The 25,432-nt window shown below is 61.5% G+C and carries 25 protein-coding genes; 10 read left to right on the forward strand and 15 right to left on the reverse strand.

The window, feature by feature from the left end; genetic code table 11:
- Nucleotides 1–95 precede the first annotated feature (95 nt).
- Nucleotides 96–314: a hypothetical protein gene (locus C4J85_RS10615; protein WP_124409539.1), complete on the reverse strand. Its 219-nt coding sequence runs from the start codon at nucleotides 312–314 to the stop codon at nucleotides 96–98.
- Nucleotides 315–527: 213 nt separating this feature from the next.
- On the opposite strand from C4J85_RS10615, the gene C4J85_RS10620 reads away from it, so the two are divergent.
- Genes C4J85_RS10620 through C4J85_RS10630 form a run of 3 tightly spaced genes read left to right on the forward strand, consistent with a single transcriptional unit; the run spans nucleotide 528 to nucleotide 1,731 of the window.
- Complete coding sequence (locus C4J85_RS10620) at nucleotides 528–749, forward strand: PLD nuclease N-terminal domain-containing protein (protein WP_124409540.1); 222 nt, start codon at nucleotides 528–530, stop codon at nucleotides 747–749.
- 13 nt (nucleotides 750–762) lie between these two features.
- The gene (locus tag C4J85_RS10625) at nucleotides 763–1,278 is read left to right on the forward strand and encodes a hypothetical protein (RefSeq protein WP_124409541.1); all 516 of its coding nucleotides are present in this window, start codon (nucleotides 763–765) and stop codon (nucleotides 1,276–1,278) included.
- A gap of 9 nt (nucleotides 1,279–1,287) precedes the next feature.
- Complete coding sequence (locus C4J85_RS10630; protein WP_124362351.1) at nucleotides 1,288–1,731, forward strand: DUF421 domain-containing protein; 444 nt, start codon at nucleotides 1,288–1,290, stop codon at nucleotides 1,729–1,731.
- 6 nt (nucleotides 1,732–1,737) lie between these two features.
- Here the strand turns inward: C4J85_RS10630 and C4J85_RS10635 are convergent, their stop codons facing one another.
- Nucleotides 1,738–5,883, reverse strand: coding sequence for a CheR family methyltransferase (locus C4J85_RS10635; RefSeq protein WP_124409542.1), 4,146 nt, complete (start codon nucleotides 5,881–5,883; stop codon nucleotides 1,738–1,740).
- A gap of 287 nt (nucleotides 5,884–6,170) precedes the next feature.
- Here C4J85_RS10635 and C4J85_RS10640 point away from each other — a divergent pair, with 287 nt between their 5' ends.
- On the forward strand, nucleotides 6,171–7,028 hold the full coding sequence (locus tag C4J85_RS10640) for an SDR family oxidoreductase (protein WP_124409543.1): 858 nt from the start codon (nucleotides 6,171–6,173) through the stop codon (nucleotides 7,026–7,028).
- 183 nt (nucleotides 7,029–7,211) lie between these two features.
- Here the strand turns inward: C4J85_RS10640 and C4J85_RS10645 are convergent, their stop codons facing one another.
- From C4J85_RS10645 to C4J85_RS10660, 4 genes are all read right to left on the reverse strand, one after another.
- Nucleotides 7,212–7,457 carry a hypothetical protein gene (locus tag C4J85_RS10645; RefSeq protein ID WP_124362354.1) on the reverse strand — a complete coding sequence of 82 codons (246 nt, stop codon included), beginning with the start codon at nucleotides 7,455–7,457 and terminating at the stop codon, nucleotides 7,212–7,214.
- Nucleotides 7,454–7,711 (reverse strand): DUF6555 family protein, encoded by a 258-nt coding sequence (locus tag C4J85_RS10650; RefSeq protein WP_124362355.1) that lies wholly within the window; start codon nucleotides 7,709–7,711, stop codon nucleotides 7,454–7,456. Before C4J85_RS10650 ends, C4J85_RS10645 begins: the two co-directional genes overlap by 4 nt.
- Nucleotides 7,712–7,801: 90 nt before the next feature.
- Complete coding sequence (locus C4J85_RS10655; RefSeq protein WP_124362356.1) at nucleotides 7,802–8,083, reverse strand: hypothetical protein; 282 nt, start codon at nucleotides 8,081–8,083, stop codon at nucleotides 7,802–7,804.
- A gap of 97 nt (nucleotides 8,084–8,180) precedes the next feature.
- A complete protein-coding gene (locus C4J85_RS10660) occupies nucleotides 8,181–8,945 on the reverse strand; it encodes an OBAP family protein (protein WP_124409544.1) in 765 nt (254 codons plus the stop codon).
- A 163-nt stretch (nucleotides 8,946–9,108) separates the two neighbouring features.
- On the opposite strand from C4J85_RS10660, the gene C4J85_RS10665 reads away from it, so the two are divergent.
- Both C4J85_RS10665 and C4J85_RS10670 read left to right on the forward strand, forming a co-directional pair.
- On the forward strand, nucleotides 9,109–10,185 hold the full coding sequence (locus tag C4J85_RS10665) for a M42 family peptidase (protein ID WP_124409545.1): 1,077 nt from the start codon (nucleotides 9,109–9,111) through the stop codon (nucleotides 10,183–10,185).
- Nucleotides 10,186–10,203: 18 nt separating this feature from the next.
- Nucleotides 10,204–10,704: a CinA family protein gene (locus C4J85_RS10670; protein WP_124409546.1), complete on the forward strand. Its 501-nt coding sequence runs from the start codon at nucleotides 10,204–10,206 to the stop codon at nucleotides 10,702–10,704.
- On the opposite strand, the gene C4J85_RS10675 is transcribed toward C4J85_RS10670, so the two are convergent.
- Together C4J85_RS10675 and C4J85_RS10680 are read right to left on the reverse strand one after the other, a co-directional pair.
- Nucleotides 10,701–11,003, reverse strand: coding sequence for a hypothetical protein (locus C4J85_RS10675; RefSeq protein ID WP_124366615.1), 303 nt, complete (start codon nucleotides 11,001–11,003; stop codon nucleotides 10,701–10,703). The genes C4J85_RS10670 and C4J85_RS10675 overlap by 4 nt on opposite strands.
- A 29-nt stretch (nucleotides 11,004–11,032) precedes the next feature.
- Nucleotides 11,033–11,287: a hypothetical protein gene (locus C4J85_RS10680; protein WP_124362361.1), complete on the reverse strand. Its 255-nt coding sequence runs from the start codon at nucleotides 11,285–11,287 to the stop codon at nucleotides 11,033–11,035.
- A 177-nt stretch (nucleotides 11,288–11,464) separates the two neighbouring features.
- Between C4J85_RS10680 and C4J85_RS27475 the strand changes: the two genes are divergently transcribed.
- Entirely contained in the window at nucleotides 11,465–11,614 is a 150-nt protein-coding gene (locus tag C4J85_RS27475) for a hypothetical protein (protein WP_164485251.1), read from the forward strand.
- A 536-nt stretch (nucleotides 11,615–12,150) separates the two neighbouring features.
- Here the strand turns inward: C4J85_RS27475 and C4J85_RS10685 are convergent.
- The 4 genes from C4J85_RS10685 to C4J85_RS10700 form a co-directional block, all read right to left on the reverse strand.
- A complete protein-coding gene (locus tag C4J85_RS10685) occupies nucleotides 12,151–13,497 on the reverse strand; it encodes a cytochrome c (protein ID WP_124409547.1) in 1,347 nt (448 codons plus the stop codon).
- Nucleotides 13,498–13,513: 16 nt separating this feature from the next.
- Nucleotides 13,514–15,751, reverse strand: a complete 2,238-nt coding sequence (locus tag C4J85_RS10690) for a molybdopterin cofactor-binding domain-containing protein (RefSeq protein WP_124409548.1) — start codon at nucleotides 15,749–15,751, stop codon at nucleotides 13,514–13,516.
- Complete coding sequence (locus tag C4J85_RS10695; protein ID WP_124370337.1) at nucleotides 15,751–16,209, reverse strand: (2Fe-2S)-binding protein; 459 nt, start codon at nucleotides 16,207–16,209, stop codon at nucleotides 15,751–15,753. Before C4J85_RS10695 ends, C4J85_RS10690 begins: the two co-directional genes overlap by 1 nt.
- 168 nt (nucleotides 16,210–16,377) lie before the next feature.
- Nucleotides 16,378–17,286, reverse strand: a complete 909-nt coding sequence (locus C4J85_RS10700; RefSeq protein ID WP_124409549.1) for a LysR family transcriptional regulator — start codon at nucleotides 17,284–17,286, stop codon at nucleotides 16,378–16,380.
- A 121-nt stretch (nucleotides 17,287–17,407) separates the two neighbouring features.
- Here C4J85_RS10700 and C4J85_RS10705 point away from each other — a divergent pair, with 121 nt between their 5' ends.
- Together C4J85_RS10705 and C4J85_RS10710 are read left to right on the forward strand one after the other, a co-directional pair.
- On the forward strand, nucleotides 17,408–18,769 hold the full coding sequence (locus C4J85_RS10705; protein ID WP_124362366.1) for an MFS transporter: 1,362 nt from the start codon (nucleotides 17,408–17,410) through the stop codon (nucleotides 18,767–18,769).
- On the forward strand, nucleotides 18,766–20,040 hold the full coding sequence (locus C4J85_RS10710; RefSeq protein WP_124366620.1) for a glucarate dehydratase family protein: 1,275 nt from the start codon (nucleotides 18,766–18,768) through the stop codon (nucleotides 20,038–20,040). The genes C4J85_RS10705 and C4J85_RS10710 overlap by 4 nt, the downstream gene beginning before the upstream one ends.
- A gap of 68 nt (nucleotides 20,041–20,108) precedes the next feature.
- Here C4J85_RS10710 and C4J85_RS10715 read toward each other — a convergent pair whose 3' ends face one another.
- Nucleotides 20,109–21,047: a LysR family transcriptional regulator gene (locus C4J85_RS10715; RefSeq protein WP_124409550.1), complete on the reverse strand. Its 939-nt coding sequence runs from the start codon at nucleotides 21,045–21,047 to the stop codon at nucleotides 20,109–20,111.
- A gap of 108 nt (nucleotides 21,048–21,155) precedes the next feature.
- Between C4J85_RS10715 and C4J85_RS10720 the strand changes: the two genes are divergently transcribed.
- Complete coding sequence (locus tag C4J85_RS10720; RefSeq protein ID WP_124409551.1) at nucleotides 21,156–22,655, forward strand: CoA-acylating methylmalonate-semialdehyde dehydrogenase; 1,500 nt, start codon at nucleotides 21,156–21,158, stop codon at nucleotides 22,653–22,655.
- A 280-nt stretch (nucleotides 22,656–22,935) separates the two neighbouring features.
- Here C4J85_RS10720 and C4J85_RS10725 read toward each other — a convergent pair whose 3' ends face one another.
- Nucleotides 22,936–24,180 (reverse strand): saccharopine dehydrogenase family protein, encoded by a 1,245-nt coding sequence (locus C4J85_RS10725; protein ID WP_124366624.1) that lies wholly within the window; start codon nucleotides 24,178–24,180, stop codon nucleotides 22,936–22,938.
- Between the two features lie 28 nt (nucleotides 24,181–24,208).
- Complete coding sequence (locus tag C4J85_RS10730) at nucleotides 24,209–25,306, reverse strand: carboxynorspermidine decarboxylase (protein WP_124409552.1); 1,098 nt, start codon at nucleotides 25,304–25,306, stop codon at nucleotides 24,209–24,211.
- Between the last annotated feature and the right edge of the window lie 126 nt (nucleotides 25,307–25,432).

Consider the following 25,432-nt stretch of genomic DNA (forward strand, 5'->3'; position numbering starts at 1 on the left):
GGAAGGGGGCTTGCTCCCGATAGCGGTGTATCAGATGACCTTGAGCTGAATGACACTCCGCCATCGGGAGCAAGCCCCCTCCCACAGGAACAACCTCAATCGGCACCGACTAGGGCGGGCCGACGACCGCCGAGTTTGCGCAAGCGCTCCACCGGTGTATTCGCTATTGCCTCCTCGTGCAGTGCGGTTTCCAGCGCTTCCAGATGCCGCGACAGGATCTTCACCGAGCCGCTCGGGTTGGCAGGGTCGAACGGGATCTTGCCATTGGCGACCAAAACCATGGCCAGTTCCCAGGCCCGCTGCGAGTTGTTCATTACGCCACCTCCTTTTTTCAACAGGTTCAGATAAGGCTGTGACCCGCCTGCAAGGAGACGGTATCAATTTGGTTGCTTCTGAAATATTGATCAATTCAACGATTCAGTTCCGTCGGAACTATCGTTTATTTAGATTCGGCGCCTGTCAGCGCAAAAATTCTGAACCCTGCCACCGCCCCGCCAACCTAATGCTGCATAACCGGGAGGTGCACCATGGAACTGACGTATTTCTGGATTGGCTTGATGATCATCCTGTTGTTGCTCGATCTGTGGATCCTCAACAGCGTGTGGCGTAGCGAAAACTCTTCGGGGAGCAAGGCAGGGTGGACCGCCGTGGTCGTCTTGCTGCCGTTCCTGGGCGCGGTGATATGGGCGGTGTACGGCCCGCGCGGCGTGACCAAGGGCCCGTCCTCGCCGGAGCACAGCAAGGGCTGAAAGAGGGCTGGCTATGCGCGAGTTAGAGCCTGATGACCTGCACAGCCGCAACTATCCGGTACGCGAAGACATGCCTTTGCAACGCAAAGTCTGGCGCTTCGAGCGTCTGGGCTGGTACGGGCTGGTCGTGCTTATTGTACTGACGCTGGCGGGGCTGTTTTCCAAGGGGCCGTTGAGTACCACCGAGGTGCGCAGCGCCGACGGCCAGTTACGCGTCGAATACCAGCGCTTCCTGCGCAATGGTTCCTCCGATGCGTTGATGATTCATCTGCAGGGCGCCGCACGCAAGCCGTTGGAAGTCGAAATCAACGGTGAGCTGTTGCAGGGCTTCAACGTGGAGATGCTCCAACCCCAGCCCCTCAAGGCCAGCGCGGCGGGAGAGGGCGTAAAGCTGTGGACGCTGAGCGACGATCAAGGGCGGGCCACGCTGTATCTGAGCTTGCGCAGTGACGGCGTCGGCAATTTCGACACTCGGGTATCGCTGGCCAAAGGCGCCACCGTGGACGTTTCCCAGTTCATTTATCCCTAGGGGGCAAGCATGGACTCCGTCTTGCGGGCAGCCGCGATTTACCTGGTATTGATGATCCTGTTCAAGGTCGCCGGCCGACGCTCCCTCGCCGAACTCAACACCTTTGACCTGGTTCTGCTGATGGTGATTGGTGAGGCGACCCAGCAGGCCCTGCTGGGGGATGATTTCTCGCTGACCAATGCGGTGCTGGTGATCGTCACGCTGATCGCCATCGACATTGGCCTGTCATTGCTCAAGCAGCGTTCGCTGTGGTTTTCACGGGTGCTCGATGGCGGGCCGACGGTGGTGGTCGAAGAGGGCCGAGTCCTGCACGAACGCCTCAAGCGCGCCCGCCTGGATGAAGACGATATCCTTGAGGCGGCCCGGTCGGCCCAGGGCATCCTGGAGATCAAGCACATCCGCTTCGCGATCCTCGAGCGCAACGGCAAGATCTCGGTGATTCCTTACCAATAACCGCGCCTAGCGCCGTGCGCGGCACAGGCTCTGGATTAAGCTGATCAACGCATCATGGGTCACGGGTTTGCTCACATGGGTGCTGAAGCCCGAGTCGGTCGCCTTCTTCTGGTCACTGCTGGCACCGTAACCCGTCAACGCGATGGCGGGCACCTGCTGGAGGTGGTTGATCTGGCGCAAGTGCTGCATCAGCTCATGGCCGTTCATGTTCGGCATGCCAATGTCCGAGACAATCAGGTCGAAAGGCGTGTCGCCGGCCGCTTGCAGTGCAGCGAGCGGGTCATCGAACGCACTCACCTCGGCACCTTCCATCTCCAGCAGCATATTCAACACTTCCAGCACATCGGCTGAGTCGTCCACCAGCAACACCTTGACCCCGGTCAAGCGCTCATCCGAAGCGTCCGCGGCGTTGGCGCGGGGCAGGCGGTCCTGTTGCCTGGAAAGCGGCAGCGCTATCGAGAAGGTGCAGCCAAAGCCCAGCCCTGGGGACTGAACACTGACCGTGCCACCGTGGGCTTCCACCAGTTGCCGCACCAGGGACAGGCCGATACCCAGGCCTTCGCGCTGATGGGTCTGGTGTTGGTTTTCCGCCTGGCCGAACAGGTCGAAGATCTTCTCCAGGCTGTCTTCGGCGAGCCCGGCACCGCTGTCGATCACGTCCAACCGCGCGTACCCCTCGGTACGGCTGACCAGCAACTGCACGCGGCCGTCGCTGGGGGTGAATTTCAGCGCATTGTTGACCAGGTTCCAGATCACCTGTTCGAGGCGCGTAGGGTCGGCGTCGACGAACAAGGCTGCCGGAGTCGTCGGTTTTTGCAGGGTCACCTGGCACCGATGGCCATCGGCGAGCACCACCGCGTAGATATCCTCAAGCGTGCTGATCAGGTCGATCGGTTGCTTCTTCAGCTTGAGCTTGCCGGTGCGCACCCTGGCCACATCCAGCAGGTCGTCGATGATGCGCGCCTGGCTCGATACCGCTTCGCAGATGGTGTTCACGGCCTTGACCGCCTGGCCGGTGGCCTTGGTCGCCGGCAGGCGTCGCAGCAATTCGGCATTCAGTTGAATCAGGTTCAACGGGTGCTTGAGTTCGTGCGACATCACCGCGAAGAACTCATCCTTGAGGTGACTGTTGGTCTGGGTCTCCATCAAGCGTTGACTCTGCTCATCCTGGGTGCGCTTATGGCCGGTGAGGTCACGGGCGATCTTGACGTAGCCCTGCAGGTTATTGCTGGTCAGCAGGGTGACTTCGCCACTGCAATAAAACCGGCTGCCGTCCTTGCGTACGTGCCAGCGTTCGTCTTCGCCGCGCCCGTGTTCGCGGGCGGCGCGCAGCTCGTTTTCGGGGATGCCGGCGGTGCGGTCTTCAGGGGAGAAGATCAAGTCGTAATAGGCGCCAAGCACCTCGTCCTTGGTATAGCCGAAGATCAACTCGGCGCCGGTGTTCCAGTCGGTGATGGCGCCATGGTCATCCAGAATGATGATGGCAAAATCATGGGTGCTGTCCGCGACCAGGCGCATGCGCTCTTCACCCAGGCGCAGTTCTTCTTCGGCCTGGCGCCGCTTGGTGATATCGATAAAGGTCAGCACCGTGCCATCGATATGGTCTTCGCTGGAGCGGTACGGCAGCAGGCGTGCGATGTACCAGCGGTCGTCCTTGCTGCTGATTTCGCGTTCGATCATGCTCAACGATTCGAACACTGTGGTGGCGTCTTCGGTCATTTCCGGGTAGTTGAGCCGGTGGGTGATGTCCATCAACGAGCGCCCGGTGTCCACCGGCAGCATGCTGAAAATATCCGTGGCCCGTGGCGTGAACCAGCGGATGCGCATGTTGCGGTCGACGAAGACCGTCGCAATATCGGTGGAGGCGATCAGGTTGGTCAGGTAGTCATTGACCTTGTCGGTCTCTTCAACCTTGGTCTTGAGTTCGAAATTGACCGTCAACAGTTCTTCGTTGATCGACTGCAACTCTTCCTTGCTGGTTTCCAACTCTTCGGTGGCCGAGCGCAACTCTTCGTTGACCGCCTGCATTTCTTCGTTGGACGCCTTGAGTTCTTCGCTGGAGACCTCGGCCTGCTCGATGGTGTCCTGCAGGTGCAACTTGGTCCGCTGCAGTTCGCGCTCCAGGTTGCTCATCATCTGGTTTTCGGCTTGGCTGATGGCGGTTTCTTCGGCGTGCCGGGGGTCGACTTCAGTTTCCTGGAAAATCACCAGGACATAATCGCTCTCGGTGAGATCGTCCTGGTAGGGCAGGGCGGTGACATCGACCACGTAGGGCACGTGATCGCGCTCGATGCGCACTTTGCGCGACGTCACCGCAAGGCCCGACTGCTGGGCCTGGAACAGCGTCGTACGAATATCCAGGCGCAGGTCCGGGTGCACCAGGGCCAGCAGGTTGCGCGTCATCTCCCCGGCCACATGGCGCAGGAAGCGCGCCGCGCCTTCACTCATGTGCAGGATGTCGGCGTGTATATCCACGATGACACTGGGCGGCGCGGCCTTCGCCAGCGCGCGCAGGTGAATGTCGGCGAACGAGACCTTGTTCGGTACCTTGACTTGGGCGGCAGCGGTCGTTGCGCTGGGCCGCAGGTAGCCACCACGCGGCATGCTGGGCGCGCGGCGCATGGCCGCTGAACCGGCCCGCACGCGGAAAATGCGGTTGCGCTTGTCCACCGGCACGAACAGGTCCAGGCAGCCGTCGGCCGACTCCGAGGAGCCCAGGAACAGGTAGCCGCCGGGGCGCAGCGCAAAGTGGAACATCTGCAGAATGTCGCGCTGCACCTCGCGGTCCAGGTAGATCAACAGGTTGCGACAGACGATCAGGTCGATCTGCGAGAAGGGCGGGTCGCTCAGCAGGCTGTGCTTGGCGAACAGGACTTTTTCACGAATTTCCTTGCGCACCCGATAGTGCTGGTTTTTTTCCTTGGCAAAGTGCTGGCGCAGGCGTGAAGGCGGCACGTCGGTAATGATCGCTTCCGGGTAAACGCCGTTACGCCCATGGTTGATCGCGCGCTCATCGATATCGGTGGCGAACACCTGCATTTTCGCATCGCTGCCATCTACCGCCAGTTGCTCGGCGACCAGCATGCCCAGGCTATAGGCCTCTTCGCCGGTGGAGCAGCCGGCCGACCAGATGCGCACCTCTTCGCGTTTGGGTACGCTGTCTTCCAGTGACTTCACCAGGTTGGGCACCACATCGCGCTCGAGCGCTTCGAAGGCCTCGCGGTCACGGAAAAAGTTGGTCACGCCGATCAGCATGTCGCCGAGCAATGCCTTGGTTTCTTCCGGGTGCGCCTGGAGATATTCGTAATAGCTGGCCAGGTCCGGTTGGGCGGTGACCTGCAGACGGCGTTCGATGCGGCGCAGTACCGTGGCGCGCTTGTAGTGCTTGAAGTCGTGGCCGGTGTTGAGCCGCAGTTGTATCAGGATATCCAGCAGCAACTGTTCGGCGACCGCCGCGTCACGTTCAGTTGCAGGCGGCGTGGTTTTGATCTCGGGGTCATTGGCGGTAGGCAGGGTGATGGAGCGGGCGTTGCGCCATAGCTCCAGCAGTTTTTGCGGCATCTCCACCACGGGCAACACCAGGTCGACCATCTGGGTTTCGATGGCCGCCAGTGGCATGCCGTCGAATTCCGCGTCTTCCGGGGTTTGCACCAGGGTGACGCCGCCCTGTTCCTTGATGCGCGAAAGCCCCACCGCGCCGTCCGATCCGGTGCCGGACAATACCAGGCAAAACGCGTGCTCTTTATGGGCATCTGCCAGGTCGCGAAAGAACAGGTCGATGGCAATATGCGAGCCGCCTTCGCGCGCCGACGGCGAGACGGCCAGGTAGCCATCATTCATTGCCAAGTGCTGCGCCGGCGAAATCACGTACACCCGGTTCTTCTCGATGGGCGTCGTCTCGGTGACCTGCAGCACCGGCAGCCGGGTCGACTCCTGGATGATCCTGTCCGCCGCGCTTTGATGGTCGGGGGACAGGTGCAGGATCACCACAAAAGCCATGCCGCAGTCTTGCGGCATGTGTTCGAAAAACGCCTTGACTGCCTGCAACCCGCCCGCCGACGCGCCGATACCCACCACTGGAAAATTCAGGGTGCTGGGGATCAAATCCTTGCGTTGCGGGACATTGGGTGACCGCGGGGGGGCAGACTTCATAAACACCAACCTTGGTTAACTGCGCAGGGCAAGAATTCGAAACGGGATGAGGGATAAACGAATAGCGGAATATAGCTGAAAAGCGACCTGTAACAGAACGCTTCGACACCACTCGATACCCCAACGGGCGTTCACCCTTCGGTTGAGAGGCGTACTTTGCAAAGGTTTATTCCATCGGACGAGTGGTGTAGCCGTGCGGGTACGGTCATCCGATTTTCTGAAAATTGCTCTGAACTATCGGGCGCGGCCGACCCTCGCAACACTAACCACACACAGGAGGGAATCCGATGAGTAACTACCCAAAACCACCCTTCAAGCCACAGCAGCAGCCTGTACCCGGCGACCAGCGCAAGATGGAGCCGATGCCCGATTGCGGTGAGCAGACCTACAAAGGCTCGGGCCGGCTCGCCAACAAGATTGCCTTGATTACCGGCGCCGACAGCGGCATCGGGCGTGCGGTGGCGATCGCCTTTGCCCGCGAAGGTGCGGACGTTGCCGTGTCGTATCTGGACGAGCATGAGGACGCCAAGGAGACCCAGCGCTGGGTCGAGGCAGCGGGGCGTCAGTGCCTGCTGTTGCCCGGTGACCTGGGCGACGCGGCGCAGTGCAGCGCAATCGTCAACGACACCGTGAAGGAGTTCGGGCGTATCGACGTGCTGGTCAACAACGCGGCGTTCCAGATGACCTATAAATCCCTGGAAGACATTCCCGACGAGGACTGGGTCAAGACCTTCAACGTCAACATCACCGCGATGTTCCGGATCTGCAAGGCGGCGGTGCCGCACATGGCCGAGGGCAGTTCGATCATCAACACCACGTCGGTCAATTCCGACATGCCCAACCCGTCGCTGTTGCCTTATGCGGCCACCAAGGGCGCAATCGCCAACTTCACCGCTGGCCTGGCGCAGATGCTGGGTGAGCGCGGGATTCGCGTGAACAGCGTGGCACCGGGGCCGATCTGGACGCCATTGATCGTGTCGACGATGACCGACGACATGGTGGAAAACTTCGGTGGCAACACGCCGCTGGGGCGTCCTGGCCAGCCGGTGGAAGTGGCGCCTATCTATGTGCTGCTGGCGTCGGATGAGGGCAGTTATATCTCTGGCGAGCGCTACGGCGTGACGGGCGGTAAACCGATCCTCTGAACAGACGCATGCCCCTGATGTTCAGGGGCATGCTTCATAACTCAGGGGCATGCCTCATAACCATGTAGGAGCGAGCTTGCTCGCGAAGAACTCAGGCTCCCCGCGCTTATCCAGAATGAACGCGTCGCCTGGACGTTCTTCGCGAGCAAGCTCGCTCCTACAAATGCCTCAACTGACCTGCCGTTAAGCTTTATTTTTTCTGGCGCGGTGAATGCGCATCCACTCTTGATAAGCGGCGGTCCGTTGCGCGTCCGCCAGCTTCTTCGCCTCGGTGAAGCGCGCCCAGGTCGCGGTATCGCCGCTGTAGTGTTCGATGATTTTATAGGCCTGGGCATCCAATCGGTCCGCTTCGTAGAACATCTGGGTGTTCTGCGCGACCTCGTCGTCCGACGTTTGCCTGGCTGTGTAATCCAGCACCTGACTGTTCATGATGTAATGCCCTCTGCCCACTGAATCGCTGCCGCGCCGCACCAGCGCACATCCGTAATGCCGTATTTTTCCGCCATCGGCTTGGAGACGCGCTTGAGGTTGTTTTGCCCGAACCTGGGGATGACCGCCACGCCGGCATCGCAACTGGCCCAGTGCCAGGCTTCAGCGTTATTCATGCGCGCTGCACGCACGATGAACGACCTGGGCTCGCCGTGAAGTTGATACTTGATGGTGAATAACTCGTTGTTTTTCATGAGGACTCCCTATGCTCATGAAGTACAGATATTTGACGTCAAAAATAATTCAAATAAGTTGACGGACAATGCGATGGCCTGCTCGCAGGCTCAATCGTCCACCGTGAAGGTCACCCAACCTGGCCCGTCAGCCGGGCGTTCCAAGGCCACGATCACACCGCTGACAGACGTGCCGTCGGGCACGTTGACGGTGACGAAGTTGGGGTTGCCGGGCCAGGTCAGCGGGGTATCGAAATCCAGGCGAACGATGGTGGGCTTGCCGCTGCTGGTCATTTTTATATTGGCGTTTTCGTTCAAGCACTCATCGTCTTCGGTGCCCAGATGGCGGGAAGCAGTAATGACGCTGGCAGGGCCTTGATGGTCGTAAGACATAGTTGAATTCCTCATGCGCGGGGCAGCTGATGCGCCCCTTTCCTATGTGGCAAGCGCCGGCAAATAATCGTTCAATCCAAATGACCAGGTGCCGCTGTCAGTGCTGGTGGGCCGCCTGGGTGGGGTCTTCAATCTGGATGATAGTGCCCTGGCGCCAGGCGTCCGCACCGGGTGCTATGGCCGGAGCGGCGATGTCGGCGCGCTCCTGCTTTTTCCTGGCGCTGTCGACGCCCAGCCGCTGGTCCCGTTCGGCGACCATCTTCGGATCGGCCTGGCCATCGGCGGTAAAGCCCATCATCAATTGCGGAACACCCAGCGGCAGGCGCTTGTTGAGGTCGGTGTGCCAGGTGTGCCAGGTCTTGCCGTAGGTATGCACCAATTTTTCCATCAAGGCGTGTTCGGCCACCGCAGGAATACCAGGCGCTACCAGCTGGCCCGACTTCACCTCATGCACATGGCTGTGCCACAACGCCTTCTCGGGCGCAGGCAGGCTGTTGAACAGCTGTTCGCTGATGATGTACTCCACGCCCATCAACTTGGCGTCCTTGCGGTTGCCGTCGTAGATCACGCACTGGATCACTTCCTCGTTGAGAATCGCGCAGTAGTGATGGGCTTCCATTTGCACGTCGGGATGGCCGTTGTAGAAGTGGAAGCCGTCCAGGTAGGCATTGAGCGCATCGATGGGCGGGCGCGATTGCAGCAGGGCGGCGCCGGTGTCGAGGGTGCGGGTGGTGGGTGTTTTGGCCTCACCGGGCGCGACCACGTTGGAAGCCGAGTCGTTGCCGGCGCAGGCGGTCAGCGCGGCCATCGACATCGCCAGGCACAGCGAAGGCAGGGCGGGTTGCAGACGGTTGATGTTCATCGGGGACTCCCTCCATGGGTGGTTTTCGAACACATCTAGAAAGCCTGCCGAAGTGGGCGTTCAACTGGATTTCGATGCACGCCGAAGAAGATTTGTGGAACAACCGTTCGACGTGTCGGGTCATTTTCCATAAGTGTTCAATAGCGCGAATGGAGACCCCCGGATGCAACCCCAGCCAAACGATGCCCGACCCGATGTCCCCCAGTTGCTTCACCAACTGCTGCTCGCCCGTGGCCCTGGCGGCCAGGAGGATGAGGTGCGCGCCATTTGCCTGGAGCATTTGCGGCCACTGTGTGACGAGACCTGGGTGGACCCGGCCGGCAATGTCATCGGCCTGGTCAAAGGCGCGCAGGGCGATAGCGAGCCCCGCCGCGCGGTGCGGGTCATGGCGCATATGGATGAGATCGCCATGGTGGTCAAGCATGTGGACGCCGACGGCACGTTGCGCGTGACCGCGTTGGGCGGTGCCAACCCGGTGAATTTCGGCATGTGCCCGGTGGACATACTCGGTGATCACCAATTCATTCCCGGTGTGCTGTCCTTTGGTTCGATGCATGCCACCGCCAACGCGCCCCAGGGGGCCGATGTGCTGTCAGGGGACGTGCATTGGAATGACGTGCATGTGATCACCCGTTGCTCCGTCGAGACCTTGCGTGACTATGGCGTACGCCCCGGCAGCCGCGTGACCCTGAGTCGCCATTGGCGTGCGCCGTTCCGGGTGGGTGACGCGATTGCCGCGCATTTCCTGGATGACCGCGCGCCCATCGCTGCGGTACTTCATAGCGTGCAGCGCCTGCACCAACGCCGACAGGCGCTGACGTGCGATGTGTATTTTGTCTTCACCACCCTGGAAGAAGAGTGCAACGCCGGGGCGATGTATGCGGCGCAGACACTGCCGGGCGATACCACCATTGCGGTGGAAGTCGGCCCGGTGATGAGCGAGTACGGCACTCGCCTGAGCGTCGATCCGATCATCAATACCGGTGACCTCAAAGGCTATTACACACGCTCCGTGGTCACCGGCCTGGCGGACGCCGCCCGGCGCTGCGGTTATGCGCCTCAATATGCGCTGCTGGTGGATTTTGCCTCGGATGCCAGTGCCGTCATGAGTAACGGCACCTCGGCGCGCGGCGGTTGCCTGGCGATTCCAACGGAAAACACCCACGGCTACGAGCTGATTGTGGACGGCGCAATTGAGGCCTGTGCGCTGACATTGGCCGACTACCTTGCAACCTTTTGAACGCGGGAGATTGTCATCATGGATATAGCCGCAGCCACTATCGATTACCTAAAACAACACCAGCTCACTCTCACCAGCGCCGAGTCGTGTACGGCAGGCAAGATCATTACTTTGCTGTCGGAGGTCAAGGGCGGCGGCTCATGTATTGAAAGTGGTTATGTCGTGTACTCGCCCGAGGCCAAACAGCGCTTGCTGGGCGTGCGCGCGTATACGATCGAGACCTTCAACCTCACCAGTTGTGAAGTCGCTCGGGAGATGGCCGAAGGCGCGTTGCGTGACAGCCCGGCCGGGGTCGCCGTCGCCACCACCGGCCTGCTTGGCCCGGATGACATGGACGGCATTCCGGCTGGGACCATTTGTTTTGCCTGGGCTTATCGAATCGAAAACCGGCTGAGTATCTTCAGCCGAAAGGAGCGCTTCATGGGCTCCCGTGAGCAGGTGCAGCTGGATGCGACGCTGCATGCCTTGAAGTGGCTGGCGCATTTTCACCAGCGTGCGTTGGCGGGTGAACGGGGTTAATGACCAGCTGCGCCCGGCCGTTCCGGCTGAAGTTGAATGTTCAACACCAACTCATCGGTGCCCGACGCCTGGGCATCCACGAGGACGCCATGATAAGTGCGCTCTTCTCCCTTGATCGTCAGGGTATGGGCTTTCAGCAACTCTTTCGGCCACGGCCCTGGGATGCGCAGCGAGATGCGCTCGCCGGCCTGGGTAATCCAGGCCGTGCATGCGTGGGAGAGCGGATTGACGCCGAGCAGTGTGTCTTGGAGGTAATCGATGGTGCAGCGTTGTAACGGTTCAGCGGCGGAATCCGGCATGGAAAGCCTCGTTCTGTTTTTAAGCGTATTTACCCCACGGATGAAAGGCGGGAGGTTTTCCGGGAAACCACCATGTCTTCCATGATTTCCCGTACGAGCCGGTTGATACCTGACTCGCCGTGGTAGCGGGCGCGGTTGATATTGGCGATGGTGAACTGATTGGCGTCGGGCGCGAGCACCGTGACGGACAGGCTGCTGTCTGGATTGATCGTGCAGGTAACACGGCAATTGCGCAGTCGCTGTGCAAGAGCATGCTCGATTTGCGCTTTGGTCAACGTGTCCATGGGATCACCGGCTAACAGGCTTTAACGGGTCAAGGTTAGCCCAAATATGCCGTACGTAAATGCTAGCTAATTAATGGCAAACCATTCGTCAGCCTCACGGCCTGTGCAGGGAACGTTCGTGTCCGGAAACTGGCCACATGCAGCACAAGGTGACGAATCGGTTTAACAGGAGATCTTATGAAAAAGCTGTCTATGTGCTTGGGTTTTTGCAGCATGTTCCTGCTGCACGGCTGTTTCGACAATTCCGATAACACCACCAAAGACAACACCAGCGGCAGCAAGTCTTCGGTGCAGATGCAGGAAGGCAAGGGCGACGAGAGCAAGTAGGCCTAGCCTGGCCAAATGTGGGAGGGGGCTTGCTCCCGATGAGGGTGTGTCAGTAAATGCATGTTTAACTGATTCACCGCCATCGGGGCATAGGTATCTACACAACTTTGTAGCAGCCCACGGTAACCACGATGCGAAGCGAGCCGCTCTTGATCTTGCTCTTGATCTAGGCGCCCCGTTAAACCACGCTGGCCGGAATTCGATAGTGATTTGGGGGGTAAACCGGCAGGGATGCCGGTTTAGCCGCCCCGCGCCATGGATGGCGCGTGGCGGCGGCCCCCCAAATCACTGTCGGATTACGGGCACACCGAGCCTAAGCGAGGTGCCGAGTGGTGGGGCAAGAGCGTTTTGCTTACTTTTGCGCTTTTCAAAAGTGAGACGCCGTAAGGGCGGAACCCATAGCAGCCGTTACCGCAGCAACGGATATGTACTCGCCTTGATCCAACATCCTGGTCGGCTGTCAGGCCGCCATCGGGAGCAAGCCCCCTCCCACAAGTGATCATCTATATCAAACAGACCGCGCTCCGGCTCCAGCCTCACCGCATATGCAAAATGATCGGGCTGCTGCTCGCCGGGTCGGTATGCCCGCGCAGTTTGCCCACCGCCTGGGCGTCCACTGCACCACCCTGGTTGCCCCAGGTACTGCGCACGTAGGTCAGCACCTGAGCGATGTCCTGATCGGACAATTGCTCACGGAACGCCGGCATGCGATAGGCGTCCGGTAGGCCGGCGGCCACCACCCGTTGCGAGCCGTTGAGGGTGATGTTGATCGCCGAGGCGCTTTCCTTGGCCAGTGCCGAGGTGGCGCCGGCCAGTGGCGGCATCCACTCCGGCTGGCCCTTGCCGTTCAGGCCATGGCAGGAGGCGCAGCGGGTAGCGTAGGTGTGGGCGCCGGGGGTATCTGGACGCGCATCGGCAGCCACGGCCTGATACTGCCAAGGCGTGCCATCGCGCTGCGGGTCGCCGGGCAGGGATTTGAGGTAACGGGCGATGGCAGCCAGGTCGTCGTCAGCCATGAACTGTGTGGAGTTGTTGAAGGCTTCGGTCATCGAGCCGTAGACCACCGCATGCTGGTTGCGCCCGGTCTTGAGGAACTGCACGATCTGCGCCTCGCTCCAGCGGCCCAGGCCGGTGTTGGGGTCTTGGCGCAGGCTCGGCGCGTACCAGCCGTCGAGCAGCGCACCGGCCAGGAATGGTGCGCCGGATTGGTCTAGGGCTTTCTCGTTGAAGGCCAGGCCGCGTGGTGTATGGCAACTGCCGCAGTGGCCAGGGCCTTGCACGATGTAAGCGCCACGGTTCCAGAGTGCGTCCTGGCTGGGGTTGGCGGCGTAAGCGGCGGTGGGCGCAAATACACCATTCCACAGGGCGATGGGCCAGCGCAGATTCAGCGGCCAGGGAATATCGCTGGGAATGTTCGGCTGGTTGGCCGGCTGCACGCCCTTCATGAAGAACGCATACAGCGCCTTGATGTCGTCGTCGCTGAGTTTTACGTAAGACGGGTAGGGCATCGCCGGGTACAGCCGACGCCCACCCGGCGCTACGCCGTGGCGTACGGCACGGTCGAAGTCGGCAAGACTGTAATTGCCAATGCCATGCTCGCGGTCGGGGGTGATGTTGGTGGCATGGATCGCCCCCAGCGGCGTGGCCATTTCCAGGCCACCGGCAAACGGCGCCTTGCCCGCCAGGCTGTGGCAGGCCACGCAGTCGCTCAGACGCGCGACATACTCGCCGCGACTGACCAGTGCCGGGTCGACACTGGCGGTGTTTTGTTCTGCGAACGGCGAGGCGGGCTCGCGGGTGACGTACCAGGCCAGCAGGCCTGCCACGACCAGGCAGGGCAGCGCCAGCCAGCCTGCGGTTCTTGCGAATCGGCGGTTGTTCATGGGCATTCCCTGTGGGTTAACTGAAGGTGTAGCGGCTCAACGGCAAGCTGCGGATGCGCTGGCCGGTCAACTGCGCCACCGCGTTGGCCACGGCTGGCGCCACGGCGGGCAACGGTGGTTCGCCGATACCGCCCATTTTTTCGCCGCTCTCGACGATCTTCACGTGTACCCGCGCCATCCGCGAGGGCGGCAGGATCGGATACAGGTCGTAGTTGCGCGCCCGTGGCTTACCGTCCACGTAGACCGCTTCCTCCAGCAAGGTTTGCGACAAGCCCAAGGCCACGGCGCCGTTGACCTGGGCTTCAATGATCGCCGGGTTGACGATGCTGCCCGGGTCGATGGCCTGCCAGATGTCATGCACCTTGACCTGGCCGTTGTCGATCGACACTTCGGCGATCACCGCCGCATGGGAGCCAAACGGTGAAGCCATGGCCACGCCACGCGCCCGTCGGCTGCCGTCTTCGGCGGTGAACGGCCCGCGCTTCCAGCCTCCGGACAGTTCGCCCACCGCTTGCAGCAGAGTGGTCAGCCGCGCATTGTCGCGCAGCAGGTGCAGGCGCAATTCGTACGGGTCATGGCCGCCCTTGTCGGCCAGTTCATCGAGGAACGCTTCATAGAAGAAGTCGTTCAACGAATTGCCCACCGAACGCCAGTAACCGAGCATGGCCGGGCCCTTGACGTAAATCTGGGCGATGCGCTTGTTGGGGATTGCATAACTTTTGCCGGACAGGCCTTCGAGGGCGGTGGGGTCGAGAGCATCGCCTTGCTTGCCGGCAATCGCTTCGGTGGGGCCTTCGGTGGCGCTCACCGCTTCGATGGCCACAGGCAGGCCTTTTTCATCCAGCGCGGCGCGGAACTTGACCACCGCCACCGGGCGCAGCACATCGCGCACGAACTCTTCCTCGCGGCTCCAGATCAGCTTGATCGGCCGGCCGACAGCCTTGGCCAGGGCGATGGCCTGCGGGTAGGGGTTGGCCGAGTCATACAAAAAATGCCGCCCGAAAAAGCCGCCGAGCAGCGGCGAGTGCAGGGTGATTTGCTCAACGGCCAGGCCGGTGCGCTTGGCGATGTCGGCGCGGAACATATCCGGCGCCTGGTTCGGCAGCCAGACCTCCAGCGTGCCGTCGGGGTTATAGCGCGCCAGTGCCGAGGGCGGCTCGAGCTGGGCGTGGTTGAGGTACTGGTTATGATAGGTGGCGTCGACGCGGGTCTTGGCGTTGGCCAGCGTGGCGGCCACGTCACCCTCGTTTTCGTCGTCGCGGGCCGGGCCTTGCTGGGCGGCAAGAAAGTCGCGGTATTTATCGCTGGAAAAGTCCGCCGGCATCGCGCGTACCGTGGAGTCGGCGGCGGCTTCGAGCCAGTCCACCTGGATCGCTTCCACGGCCCGCTTGGCGTGCCACCAGCGTTCGGCAACCACCGCCACGGCGCCTGGCAACGTGTGCACCGAATGCACGCCCTTCATGGCCTCGACCTGGGCCTGGTTGCGCAGGCTGCCCACCGTCATGCCCAGGCGCGGCGCGTGCTGCACCGCGGCGTGGAGCATGCCGTCGACTTTGAGGTCGATGCTGTACTGCGCCTTGCCGGTGGATTTGTCATAGGCGTCCAGGCGTTTGACCGGCTTGCCGATCCAGCGGAACTGGCTCGGGTCGCGCAGGGTAATGCTGGCCGGGTCGGGCACGGGCATGTCCAGGGCGCGGCCGGCCAACTCGCCATAACCCAGCGAGCGGCCCGACGCGGCATGCACCACCCGGCCCGGTTGCGTGGTCAGTTGCGCCAGCGGCACACCGAGCTGTTCGGCGCCGGCCTGCATCAGCATGGCGCGGGCGAGGGCGCCGAGGCGGCGCATGGTCGGGTAGCTCATGCGCACCGACATACTGCCACCGGTGATGCGCAGGCCATTTTCCATCACCACGTAGGCTTCACCGGGCGGTGCGGCTTCGACCACGAAGGTGGCAGGGTCGGCGTCCAACTCCTCGCCGATGATCTGCGCCATGGCGGTGTGCGTGCCCTGGCCGCCTTCCATGAAGGGGCTGAGCAGGCGCACGCTGCCGTCCGGGCGAATCTCCAGGAACGCCGGCACCTGGGTGCCGCGTTCAGCGGCGTTGCCCGTGGCAGCCTGCACTCTGGACGCGCCGAGGGGCAGGCCGAAGCCGATGACCAATGCACCGACGGCGGTGCTCGCCAGAAAGCGTCGACGCGACAGGTTGATCGGTGCGTCCAGGGTCACGCCGGGCAGAATCTCGGACGTCTTCATCAAGCGGTCTCCTTGCCGGCGGCCAAGTCATCCATGGCGGCGTAGATGGCATTGTAGGTGCCGCAGCGGCACAGGTTGATCATGGCCGCGTTGATCTGCTCTTTCGACGGTGCAGGGGTGTGCTTGAGCAGCGCCGTAGCCGCCATCACCTGTCCGGACTGGCAGTAACCGCATTGCGCCACCTGGCGCTCGACCCAGGCCGCGACCACGCGCTTGCCCACGTCATCGGCTTCAATCGCCTCGATGGTGGTGATCTCGCGGCCGACCAGCGCCGCCACCGGCGTGACGCACGAGCGCACCACGTTGCCGTCCACCAGCACCGAACACGCGCCGCACTGGGCCAGGCCGCAGCCGTACTTGGTGCCGGTCAGGCCCAGGTCGTCGCGGATCACCCACAGCAACGGCGTGTCGGCGTCGGCATCGACCTGATAGGCCTGTTGGTTAATACGTAATTCCATGGCGGCTCACCTGCTGATCATCGGTTGGTGGTGCTGAGTTCTTAGAGTTCTTATAGGAGAGGTGCGACCGCAGGTCGCCCATCGTCGAACTCTAGACCAGCGCGCAAGGGCCATCTATGCGATAGCCCACAAGTTCAGAGGATCAGGCAAGTATTCAACAGGATTGGGTCAATGGGGCGCCAGCAAGCGCTCGCCCGCAGCGCTGCGGATACCTTCCAGGAGCATGGTGAACGCCGGGTTGTCGTTGTGCTCGCGCCAGATCAGGTGCAGCTCGCTCTGCGCGCCTTCGCCCAGGTCGATATCGCGGAACACCACGTTCTTGAACACCACGCTGCTGGCGCAACGCGGCACCAGGGCCAGGCCCATGCCGGCGTTGACCAGGGCGAGGATAGTCAGGGACGAGCCGAGCCACTGCACATACTCCGGCGCGACACGGGCCGAGCGCAGCAGGCCGGTGAGCAGCTCGTTGAACGGCGGGTAGGCGGAATGGGCGTACATCAGGAACGGCTGCGCATCCAGGTCTTGCACGCTGACGGTCTGTGCCTGGGCCAGCCGATGACTGCTCGGCACCGCCAGCACAAACGGCTCGCGCACCAGGCATTCAGTGGCGTAGCCGGGCTCCAGCAGCGGCGCGCGGACGATGCCCAGGTCGATGCGCCGGGCGCGCAGGGCTTCGTATTGCTGGTAGGTGTTCATTTCGGACAGGTCGATCTTGACGTGGGGCTGCTTGAGGCGCGCCTCGGCAATCACTTTGGGTAAAAACTCATACACCGCGCTGCCGACGAAGCTGATATTGACCGTACCGATATCGCCCTCGGCAAAGCGTCGCGCGGTGACGGCCGCTTGCTGGGCACGCTCGAGCAGGTTCTGCGCCTCGATGAAAAAAGCCCGGCCGGCGGCGGTCAGCGCGACGCTGCGGGTGGTGCGGGTAAACAGCTCCACGCCCAGATGATGCTCGAGCAACTGGATCTGCCGGCTAAGGGGCGGCTGCGTCATGTTCAGCCGTTCAGCCGCCCGGCGGAAATTCAGTTCGGTGGCCACGGTGGTGAAGCAGCGCAGTTGGGTCAGTTCGAACATTGATCTAATTCCAGTATCAATCGAATGCCAGGTTAGATTAGACGGGAACAATCCCCGGCGTCCATCATCGACCTGTCCCTAAAAAAACGATCCCTAAAAAAACAATGACTGGGAGTTGCCCGTGGATACCCTTCACAATCCGCCAGACCCGAGCGTGCTCGCCCGCGCTGCCGCCAAGGTCAAGCGCCATGTCCTGCCGCTGTTTGTGGTGATGTTCATCGTCAACTACATCGACCGGGTCAATATCGGCTTCGTGCGCAGCCATATGGAAACCGACCTGGGCATTGGCGCGGCGGCCTACGGCTTGGGCGCCGGGCTGTTCTTCATTGGCTATGCGATTTTCGAAGTGCCATCCAATTTGCTGCTGCAACGCTACGGCGCGCGGGCCTGGCTGACGCGCATCATGTTCACCTGGGGCGCGGCCGCGATGGGCATGGCCTTTGTGCAGGGAGAAACCAGTTTCTACGTGCTGCGCTTTGTGCTCGGCGCCGCCGAAGCCGGGTTCTTTCCCGGCATCATCTACTACTTCACCCAGTGGCTGCCGGCCAGCGAGCGCGGCAAGGCCATGGCGGTTTTCCTCAGCGGTTCGGCCATTGCCTCAGTGATCTCCGGGCCGGTGTCGGGCGCGCTGCTGAATGTCAGCGGGTTCAGCCTGCATGGCTGGCAATGGATGTTTCTGATCGAAGGCTTTGCCTCCATCGTGCTCTGCGGGTTTGTGTGGTTCTGGTTGCAGTCCCATCCCCATCAGGCCAAGTGGCTCAGTGACGAAGAAAAACACGCGCTGGTCAGTGCCATTGCGCTGGAGCAGCAGGCGCGCGAGGCGAGCCAGTGCGTGCGGCCGTCGATGTTCAAGCTGTTGGCCGACAAACAGATCGCGCTGTTCTGCTTTATCTACTTTTCCATCGCCCTGACCATCTACGGCGCCACCTTCTGGCTGCCGAGCATGATCAAGAAAATGGGCAACCTGGGTGACTTTCAGGTGGGCTTGTTCAATGCCATTCCGTGGTTGATTTCCATCGTCGCCATGTACGGCTTCGCGGCGCTGGCCAGCAAGTGGAAGCACCAGCAAGCCTGGGTGTCGCTGATGCTGGTGATCGCGGCGTTCGGCATGTTCATGTCTACCCTGGGCGGGCCGGTGTTTGCGTTCGTCGCCATCTGTTTTGCCGCGATTGGCTTCAAGGCCGCGTCGGCGCTGTTCTGGCCGATTCCCCAGGGTTACCTGGATGCGCGGATCGCGGCGGCGGTGATTGCCTTGATCAATTCGGTGGGCAACCTGGGCGGGTTCGTCGCGCCTACCACCTTCGGTTTGCTGGAGCAGACCACCGGGTCCATCGAGGGCGGGCTCTACGGCCTGGCCGCCACTTCGCTGGTGGCGGCGGTGGTGGTGTTCTTTGCCCGCACCGCACCGCGTGGCGGTACACCGTCCAACCCATCCACCGCGCCTCACCCTTTGTCTTCAGATCCACAGGGAGCCGTCTCTTGAAAATTATCCGCGTCACCGTCACCCCGATTGCCTTTCGCGACCCGCCGCTGTTGAACGCCAGCGGCATCCACGAGCCTTTCGCGCTGCGCTCGATCATCGAGATTGAAAGCGACACCGGCTACATCGGCCTCGGCGAAAGCTATGGCGATGCCCCGGCGCTGGCGATCCAGCAACAGGTACAGCAACAGCTGATCGGCCTGGACCCGTTCAACCTCAATGGCCTGCGCGCTATCGTGCAGGCCACCGTGGCCGCGCATAAACCGCTGAGCGTGGCCGGTGCGGAACTGGCGCCGGGCTCCCATGCCAGCAAAGCCGTGAGCAATGCCTATTCGGCGTTCGAAGTGGCGTTTCTCGACCTGCAGGCGCATTCGCTGAATGTACCGCTGGTGGACCTGCTCGGCGGCGCGATCCGTGACCAGATCCCGTTCAGCGCCTACCTGTTTTTCAAATACGCCGAACACATCGATTCGCCTTACAAGCCCGACAGCTGGGGCGAAGCCCTGACTGAAGCGCAGATCGTCGCCCAGGCCCGGCGCATGCTCGAGACCTACGGTTTCAAAAGCATCAAGCTCAAGGCCGGCGCGCTGGAGCCAGAACATGAGGTGCGCTGCATCAAGGCGCTGAAAAAAGCCTTTCCCGACGTGCCGCTGCGCATCGACCCGAACGGAAACTGGTCCCTGGAGACCTCGATTCGCATGGCTGAACTGCTCGGCGATGACTTGCAATATTACGAAGACCCGACCCCCGGCCTGGAGGGCATGGCCGAGCTGCACAAGCGAACCGGCTTGCCCCTGGCGACCAATATGGTGGTCACCGATTTTGACGAGTTCCGCCGCAGCGTGGCGCTGAACAGCGTGCAGATCGTGCTCGCCGACCACCATTACTGGGGTGGCCTGCGCGACACCCAGGTGCTGGCGAAAATGTGCCACACCTTCGGCTTGGGCGTGTCGATGCACTCCAACTCACACCTGGGCATCAGCCTGATGGCCATGGCCCACGTCGCAGCGTCGGTGCCCAACCTCGACTATGCCTGCGATACGCATTACCCGTGGCAGGAGCCAGACGAAGAGGTGATCAAGGGCGGCAAACTGCCCATCGTCGACGGCTGCGTGAGCATCACCCGCGCGCCGGGGCTGGGCCTGGAACTGGATCACGACCAGTTGGGCAAGCTGCATGACCAATACCTCAGTTGCGGTATCCGCCAGCGTGACGATGTGAAACAGATGCAGCGCTACCAACCGCAGTGGAAAACCGTCAAACCACGTTTCTGAAGCCGGTCGCTTCGCTTTGCCCGGTGACGCATCCGCGTGTGTCGCCGGGCCTTTTTTTGTGTGCTGCCTCAGCCCTCGAATCGAAACCCTCCCGCCAGCTGCGCCTTTAAAAAACCTACCAGCGCGCTCACTGCCTTCGGCACATGGGGCGAGTACGGGCGGATCAGGTAGATTTCATCGGCGAATGCGCCCTTGAGCGTCCACCCCTTCAATACCTGCACCAGCTTGCCCTCGGCCAGCGCCGCATGGGCGCTGAAATCCGGCAGCAGGGCGATGCCCAGGTGATTGAGCGCCGCGTCGCGCAGGGCTTCGCTGTTATTGGTGGCGAAGCTGCCGGCGATAGGCACGGTCAGGCGTTCGAGGTGTTTGCTGCCGCGTTCGAAGGTCCAGGCCGGCTGGTCGGCACCCCGTGGGTAAAACAGACAGTTGTGCGCCGACAGGTCGCCCGGCTCGCGGGGTTCGCCATGGCGCTGCAGGTAATCGCGGGTGGCGACCAGCACCGAGGCGGTGTCGCAGAGCTTCCAGGCCACATGGGTCTCGGGTATCTGGAAACCATGGCGCACGGCCAGGTCGTAACCTTCGGCGGCCAGCGAACTCAAGGCGTCGGACACGTCCAGCTGGATGCGCACCTGCGGGTATTGGCGCAGGAATTGCGGCAGATGCGGCACCAGCTGTTGCCGGGCGAACGCCACCGGCGCGGTCAGCCGCACCAGGCCACGCACTTCGCCGGCCAGGTCACGCACCGCAGAGAAGCTGCGGGCGATGTGTTCATAGGCGCTGCGCACCTCGCGGGTCAACGACAGCCCCGCATCGGTCAGCCGTACGCTGCGCGTGGTGCGCGTCACCAGACGGGTGCCGGTGGCCTTTTCCAGGTCGGAAATACGCTGGCTCACCGCCGACTTGCTCACCCCAAGGCGCGCGGCGGCGGCGGTGTAGGTGCCGTGTTCTTCCAGCACTGACAGCCAATGGATGTGAGTCCACAGCCCTTCGATCTCAGCTTTTTCCATGGGAGTATTGTTCGCCAGGATGCACAATAAGTTCAGGATTCTGCTCTGGTTCGGAACAAAGCGAAAGCCTAAGGTGTGTGCCAACGCCAACCACCTGGATCGCCTGCCATGCCGATTACCCTTGAGCACTACATCAACGACCAGCGCGTGAGCCGCGATGATCGCTATCAGGACGTCTACAACCCGGCCACCGGCGCAGTCACCGCGCGTGTAGCCCTGGCCAGCCGCCAGACCGTGGCCGAAGCCGTCGCCGCCGCCCAGGCCGCTTTTGCCGATTGGGCCGATACCCCGCCGATCCGCCGCGCCCGTGTGCTGTTCGAATACCTGCACCTGCTGCGTGAACGCAAGGACGACCTGGCACGCATCATCGTCGCCGAACACGGCAAGGTGTTTACCGATGCCCAGGGCGAAGTCGACCGTGGTATCGACATCCTCGAGTTCGCCTGCGGTATTCCCAACCTGCTCAAGGGCGAACATTCCGACCAGGTCTCCCGTGGCATGGACAACTGGACAATGCGCCAGCCGCTGGGCGTGGTGGCCGGCGTCACGCCGTTCAACTTCCCGGTGATGGTGCCGATGTGGATGTACCCGATCGCGATTGCGGCGGGTAATACCTTCATTCTCAAGCCCAGCCCCACCGACCCGAGCGCCTCGTTGTTCATGGCCGAGCTGCTGCGCGAAGCGGGCCTGCCCAAGGGCGTGTTCAACGTGGTGCAGGGCGACAAGGAAGCGGTGGACGCGCTGATCGAACACCCGGACGTCAAGGCCGTGAGCTTTGTCGGTTCCACGCCGATTGCCCAGTACATCTACGAAAGCGGTGCGCGTAACGGCAAACGCGTGCAAGGCCTGGGCGGCGCAAAAAACCATATGGTGGTGATGCCCGACGCGGATATCGAGCGCACCGTCGACGCCCTGATGGGCGCCGCCTACGGCAGTGCCGGCGAGCGTTGCATGGCAATCTCGGTGGCGGTGCTGGTGGGCGATGTGGGTGACAAGGTCATCGCTGCCTTGACCGAACGCGCCAAGCAACTGCGCATTACCGATGGCCGCGACCTCAAGGCCGAAATGGGCCCGATCGTGTCCCGCGCTGCCCTGGAGCGGATCAGCGGCTATATCGAGCAAGGGGTGCAGGCCGGCGCGCAATTGCTGCTTGATGGCCGCGACTACGTGCCGTCAGAGCCCGGCCTGGAAAACGGTTTCTGGCTCGGCGCTACCTTGTTCGACCATGTGACCCGAGACATGAGCATCTACCGCGAAGAAATCTTCGGCCCGGTGCTGGCCTGCGTGCGTGTGGATGATTTCGCCGCCGCAGTGAAACTGGTCAACGACCACGAGTTCGGCAACGGCGTCAGCTGCTTCACCCGCGACGGCAACATTGCCCGCGAATTTGCGCGGCGCATCGAAGTGGGCATGGTCGGCATCAACGTACCGATCCCGGTGCCGATGGCCTGGCATGGGTTTGGTGGCTGGAAAAAAAGCCTGTTTGGCGACATGCATGCCTATGGCACCGAGGGCGTGCGTTTTTACACCAAGCAGAAATCGATCATGCAGCGTTGGTCGGAGAGCATCGAGCAGGGCGCGGAGTTTGCGATGCCGGTGTCGAAGTAAGGTTTACCCCTGCACTACAAAACCTGATGTGGGAGGGGGCTTGCCCTAATGCCAGTCAGTTAAGAAGTAGAAAGGGTAAAAAGTAACCTGTGGCGAGGGAGCAAGCTCCCTCGCCACAGGTACAGTGTTCGTCCTTAACTGACTGGCATTAGGGCTTGCCCCCGATGCAGTGTGTCAGCCGGCTCAGTTGTAGCTGATGCATCGCCATCGGGGGCAAGCCCCCTCCCACAAAAAAATGCGCCCAATCGGGCGCATTTTTTGTTCGGTCAGCTATCGCCGGTCAGGCAATCGCATCCCAGGCGCGATCACCGTGCTCGTCTTTGATCCGAGTCGGCAAGCCCATCACGTCCAGCGCTTTGAGGAATGGCTCAGCCGGCAGTTCCTCGACGTTGGCCATGTGTTTCACATCCCACTCGCCGCGCGCCACCAGCAGCGCAGCGGCTACCGGTGGGACGCCTGCGGTGTACGAGATGCCTTGGCTGTCGGTCTCGGCAAAGGCTTCTTCGTGATCAGCCACGTTGTAGATGAACATCTCGCGCGGCTGGCCGTTTTTGGTGCCTTTGACCAGGTCGCCAATGCAGGTTTTGCCGGTATAGCCCGGTGCGAGCGATGACGGGTCAGGCAGTACCGCCTTGACCACTTTCAACGGCACCACTTCCAGGCCTTCAGCGGTTTTGACGGGCTTCTCGGAAAGCAGGCCGAGGTTTTTCAGTACGGTGAAGACGTTGATGTAGTGTTCACCGAAGCTCATCCAGAAACGCACATTGGGCACGTCGAGGTTTTTCGACAGCGAGTGCACTTCATCGTGGCCGGTGAGGTAGAGGTTCTGCGAACCGACTACCGGCAGGTCGTCGGTGCGTTTGACTTCGAACATGGTGTTGCTGGTCCACTGGCTGTTCTGCCAGCTCCACACCTGTCCGGTGAACTCGCGGAAGTTGATTTCCGGGTCGAAATTGGTGGCGAAGTATTTGCCGTGGGAGCCGGCATTGACGTCGAGAATGTCGATCGAATCAATGCGGTCGAAATGCTGTTGCTGCGCCAGCGCGGCGTACGCGTTGACGACACCCGGGTCGAAGCCCACGCCAAGGATGGCGGTGATGTTCTTCTGTTTGCATTCTTCCAGGTGGTTCCACTCGTAGTTGCCGTACCACGGCGGGGTCTCGCAGACCTTGCCCGGCTCTTCGTGGATGGCGGTGTCGAGGTAAGCCACGCCCGTATCGATGCAGGCACGCAGCACCGACATGTTGAGAAACGCGGAACCCACGTTGATGACGATCTGCGAGTCGGTCTCGCGGATCAGGGCCTTGGTCGCTTCCACGTCCAAAGCGTTCAGCGCGAAGGCCTGGATGTCGGCGGGTACCTTGAGGCTACCCTTGGCCTTGACGCTGTCGATGATGGCCTGGCATTTGGAGATGTTGCGCGACGCGATAGCAATACGACCGAGTTCGTCGTTGTGCTGCGCGCACTTGTGGGCCACCACCTTGGCGACACCTCCTGCACCAATGATAAGAACGTTCTTTTTCAATTGCTTTATTTCTCCTATATCCGCCAGCTTACGAAAGGCTGGACAGGTAGTCGTCGTAACCAAATTCACGAACCACTTCGACTGTACCGTCGAGTTGTTTCACTACGATGGACGGCATTTTCAGGCCGTTGAACCAGTTTTTCTTGACCATGGTGTAGCCCGCGGTGTCGATGAACGACAGCCGATCGCCGATGGCCAGCGGACGATCAAATTGATACTCGCCGAAGATATCGCCGGCCAGGCAGGATTTGCCGCACACCATATAGGTATGCTCACCCTCGCTCGGCGCCAGCTTGGCGTTGAGGCGGTAGATCAGCAGGTCCAGCAGGTGGGCTTCGATGGAGCTGTCGACCACGGCGAGGTTTTTGCCGTTGTAGAGCGTGTCGAGCACGGTGACTTCCAGGGACGCGCTGTTGGTGATCGCCGCTTCGCCGGGTTCCAGGTACACCTGCACGCCATACTTTTCGGAAAATGCCTTCAACCGTGCGCAAAACGCATCCAACGCATAGCCTTCACCGGTGAAATGGATGCCGCCGCCGAGGCTGACCCACTTGACCTTGTGCAGCAGCGCGCCGAAACGTTCTTCGATGGTGCCGAGCATGCTGTCGAACAGGCTGAAATCGCCGTTCTCGCAATTGTTGTGGAACATGAAACCGGAGATTTGATCGATCACGCCGTCGATCTTCACCGGGTCCCACTCGCCCAGGCGGCTGAACGGACGCGCCGGGTCGGCCAGCAGGTAATCGGAGCTGCTCACCTGTGGGTTGACGCGCAGGCCACGGGTCTTGCCTTCGGAACGTTCGGCAAAACGCTGCAGTTGGCTGATGGAGTTGAAGATGATCTTGTCGCAGTTATCCAGCATCTCTTCGATTTCATCGTCGGCCCAGGCCACGCTGTAGGCGTGCGCTTCACCGTCGAACTTCTGGCGGCCGAGCTTCAACTCATACAGCGACGACGAGGTGGTGCCGTCCATGTATTGCTGCATCAGGTCGAACACCGACCAGGTGGCAAAGCACTTGAGCGCCAGCAGAGCCTTGGCGCCGGACTGCTCGCGCACGTAGGCAATCTTCTGCATGTTGACCAGAAGCTTCTGTTTATCGATGAGGTAGTACGGCGTTTTGATCATTTTTGAGAGCCTGCGGCGGTGCCTGCCAAAAAAGGACACGCATTGTGCCCGCACTTGGATCAGATCGAAAGGTTAGTGGGCGGAATTTGCTGCGCCGGTTTTACGATCTTAACCACTGAGTATGAC

It is taken from the genome of Pseudomonas sp. R4-34-07 (assembly GCF_003852375.1).
Taxonomy (GTDB): Bacteria; Pseudomonadota; Gammaproteobacteria; order Pseudomonadales; family Pseudomonadaceae; genus Aquipseudomonas.

Bases quoted from the DNA above. Each gene is read 5' to 3' on its own strand.
- C4J85_RS10665 (WP_124409545.1), top strand. From the start codon at position 9,109: ATGCAACCCCAGCCAAACGATGCCCGACCCGATGTCCCCCAGTTGCTT.
- C4J85_RS10715 (WP_124409550.1), bottom strand. From the start codon at position 21,047: ATGGAAAAAGCTGAGATCGAAGGGCTGTGGACTCACATCCATTGGCTG.
- C4J85_RS10685 (WP_124409547.1), bottom strand. From the start codon at position 13,497: ATGAACAACCGCCGATTCGCAAGAACCGCAGGCTGGCTGGCGCTGCCC.
- C4J85_RS27475 (WP_164485251.1), top strand. From the start codon at position 11,465: ATGAAAAAGCTGTCTATGTGCTTGGGTTTTTGCAGCATGTTCCTGCTG.
- C4J85_RS10620 (WP_124409540.1), top strand. From the start codon at position 528: ATGGAACTGACGTATTTCTGGATTGGCTTGATGATCATCCTGTTGTTG.
- C4J85_RS10660 (WP_124409544.1), bottom strand. From the start codon at position 8,945: ATGAACATCAACCGTCTGCAACCCGCCCTGCCTTCGCTGTGCCTGGCG.
- C4J85_RS10695 (WP_124370337.1), bottom strand. From the start codon at position 16,209: ATGGAATTACGTATTAACCAACAGGCCTATCAGGTCGATGCCGACGCC.
- C4J85_RS10645 (WP_124362354.1), bottom strand. From the start codon at position 7,457: ATGAACAGTCAGGTGCTGGATTACACAGCCAGGCAAACGTCGGACGAC.
- C4J85_RS10630 (WP_124362351.1), top strand. From the start codon at position 1,288: ATGGACTCCGTCTTGCGGGCAGCCGCGATTTACCTGGTATTGATGATC.
- C4J85_RS10675 (WP_124366615.1), bottom strand. From the start codon at position 11,003: ATGCCGGATTCCGCCGCTGAACCGTTACAACGCTGCACCATCGATTAC.
- C4J85_RS10625 (WP_124409541.1), top strand. From the start codon at position 763: ATGCGCGAGTTAGAGCCTGATGACCTGCACAGCCGCAACTATCCGGTA.
- C4J85_RS10670 (WP_124409546.1), top strand. From the start codon at position 10,204: ATGGATATAGCCGCAGCCACTATCGATTACCTAAAACAACACCAGCTC.
- C4J85_RS10730 (WP_124409552.1), bottom strand. From the start codon at position 25,306: ATGATCAAAACGCCGTACTACCTCATCGATAAACAGAAGCTTCTGGTC.
- C4J85_RS10650 (WP_124362355.1), bottom strand. From the start codon at position 7,711: ATGAAAAACAACGAGTTATTCACCATCAAGTATCAACTTCACGGCGAG.
- C4J85_RS10700 (WP_124409549.1), bottom strand. From the start codon at position 17,286: ATGTTCGAACTGACCCAACTGCGCTGCTTCACCACCGTGGCCACCGAA.
- C4J85_RS10655 (WP_124362356.1), bottom strand. From the start codon at position 8,083: ATGTCTTACGACCATCAAGGCCCTGCCAGCGTCATTACTGCTTCCCGC.
- C4J85_RS10680 (WP_124362361.1), bottom strand. From the start codon at position 11,287: ATGGACACGTTGACCAAAGCGCAAATCGAGCATGCTCTTGCACAGCGA.
- C4J85_RS10615 (WP_124409539.1), bottom strand. From the start codon at position 314: ATGAACAACTCGCAGCGGGCCTGGGAACTGGCCATGGTTTTGGTCGCC.
- C4J85_RS10635 (WP_124409542.1), bottom strand. From the start codon at position 5,883: ATGAAGTCTGCCCCCCCGCGGTCACCCAATGTCCCGCAACGCAAGGAT.
- C4J85_RS10720 (WP_124409551.1), top strand. From the start codon at position 21,156: ATGCCGATTACCCTTGAGCACTACATCAACGACCAGCGCGTGAGCCGC.
- C4J85_RS10640 (WP_124409543.1), top strand. From the start codon at position 6,171: ATGAGTAACTACCCAAAACCACCCTTCAAGCCACAGCAGCAGCCTGTA.
- C4J85_RS10690 (WP_124409548.1), bottom strand. From the start codon at position 15,751: ATGAAGACGTCCGAGATTCTGCCCGGCGTGACCCTGGACGCACCGATC.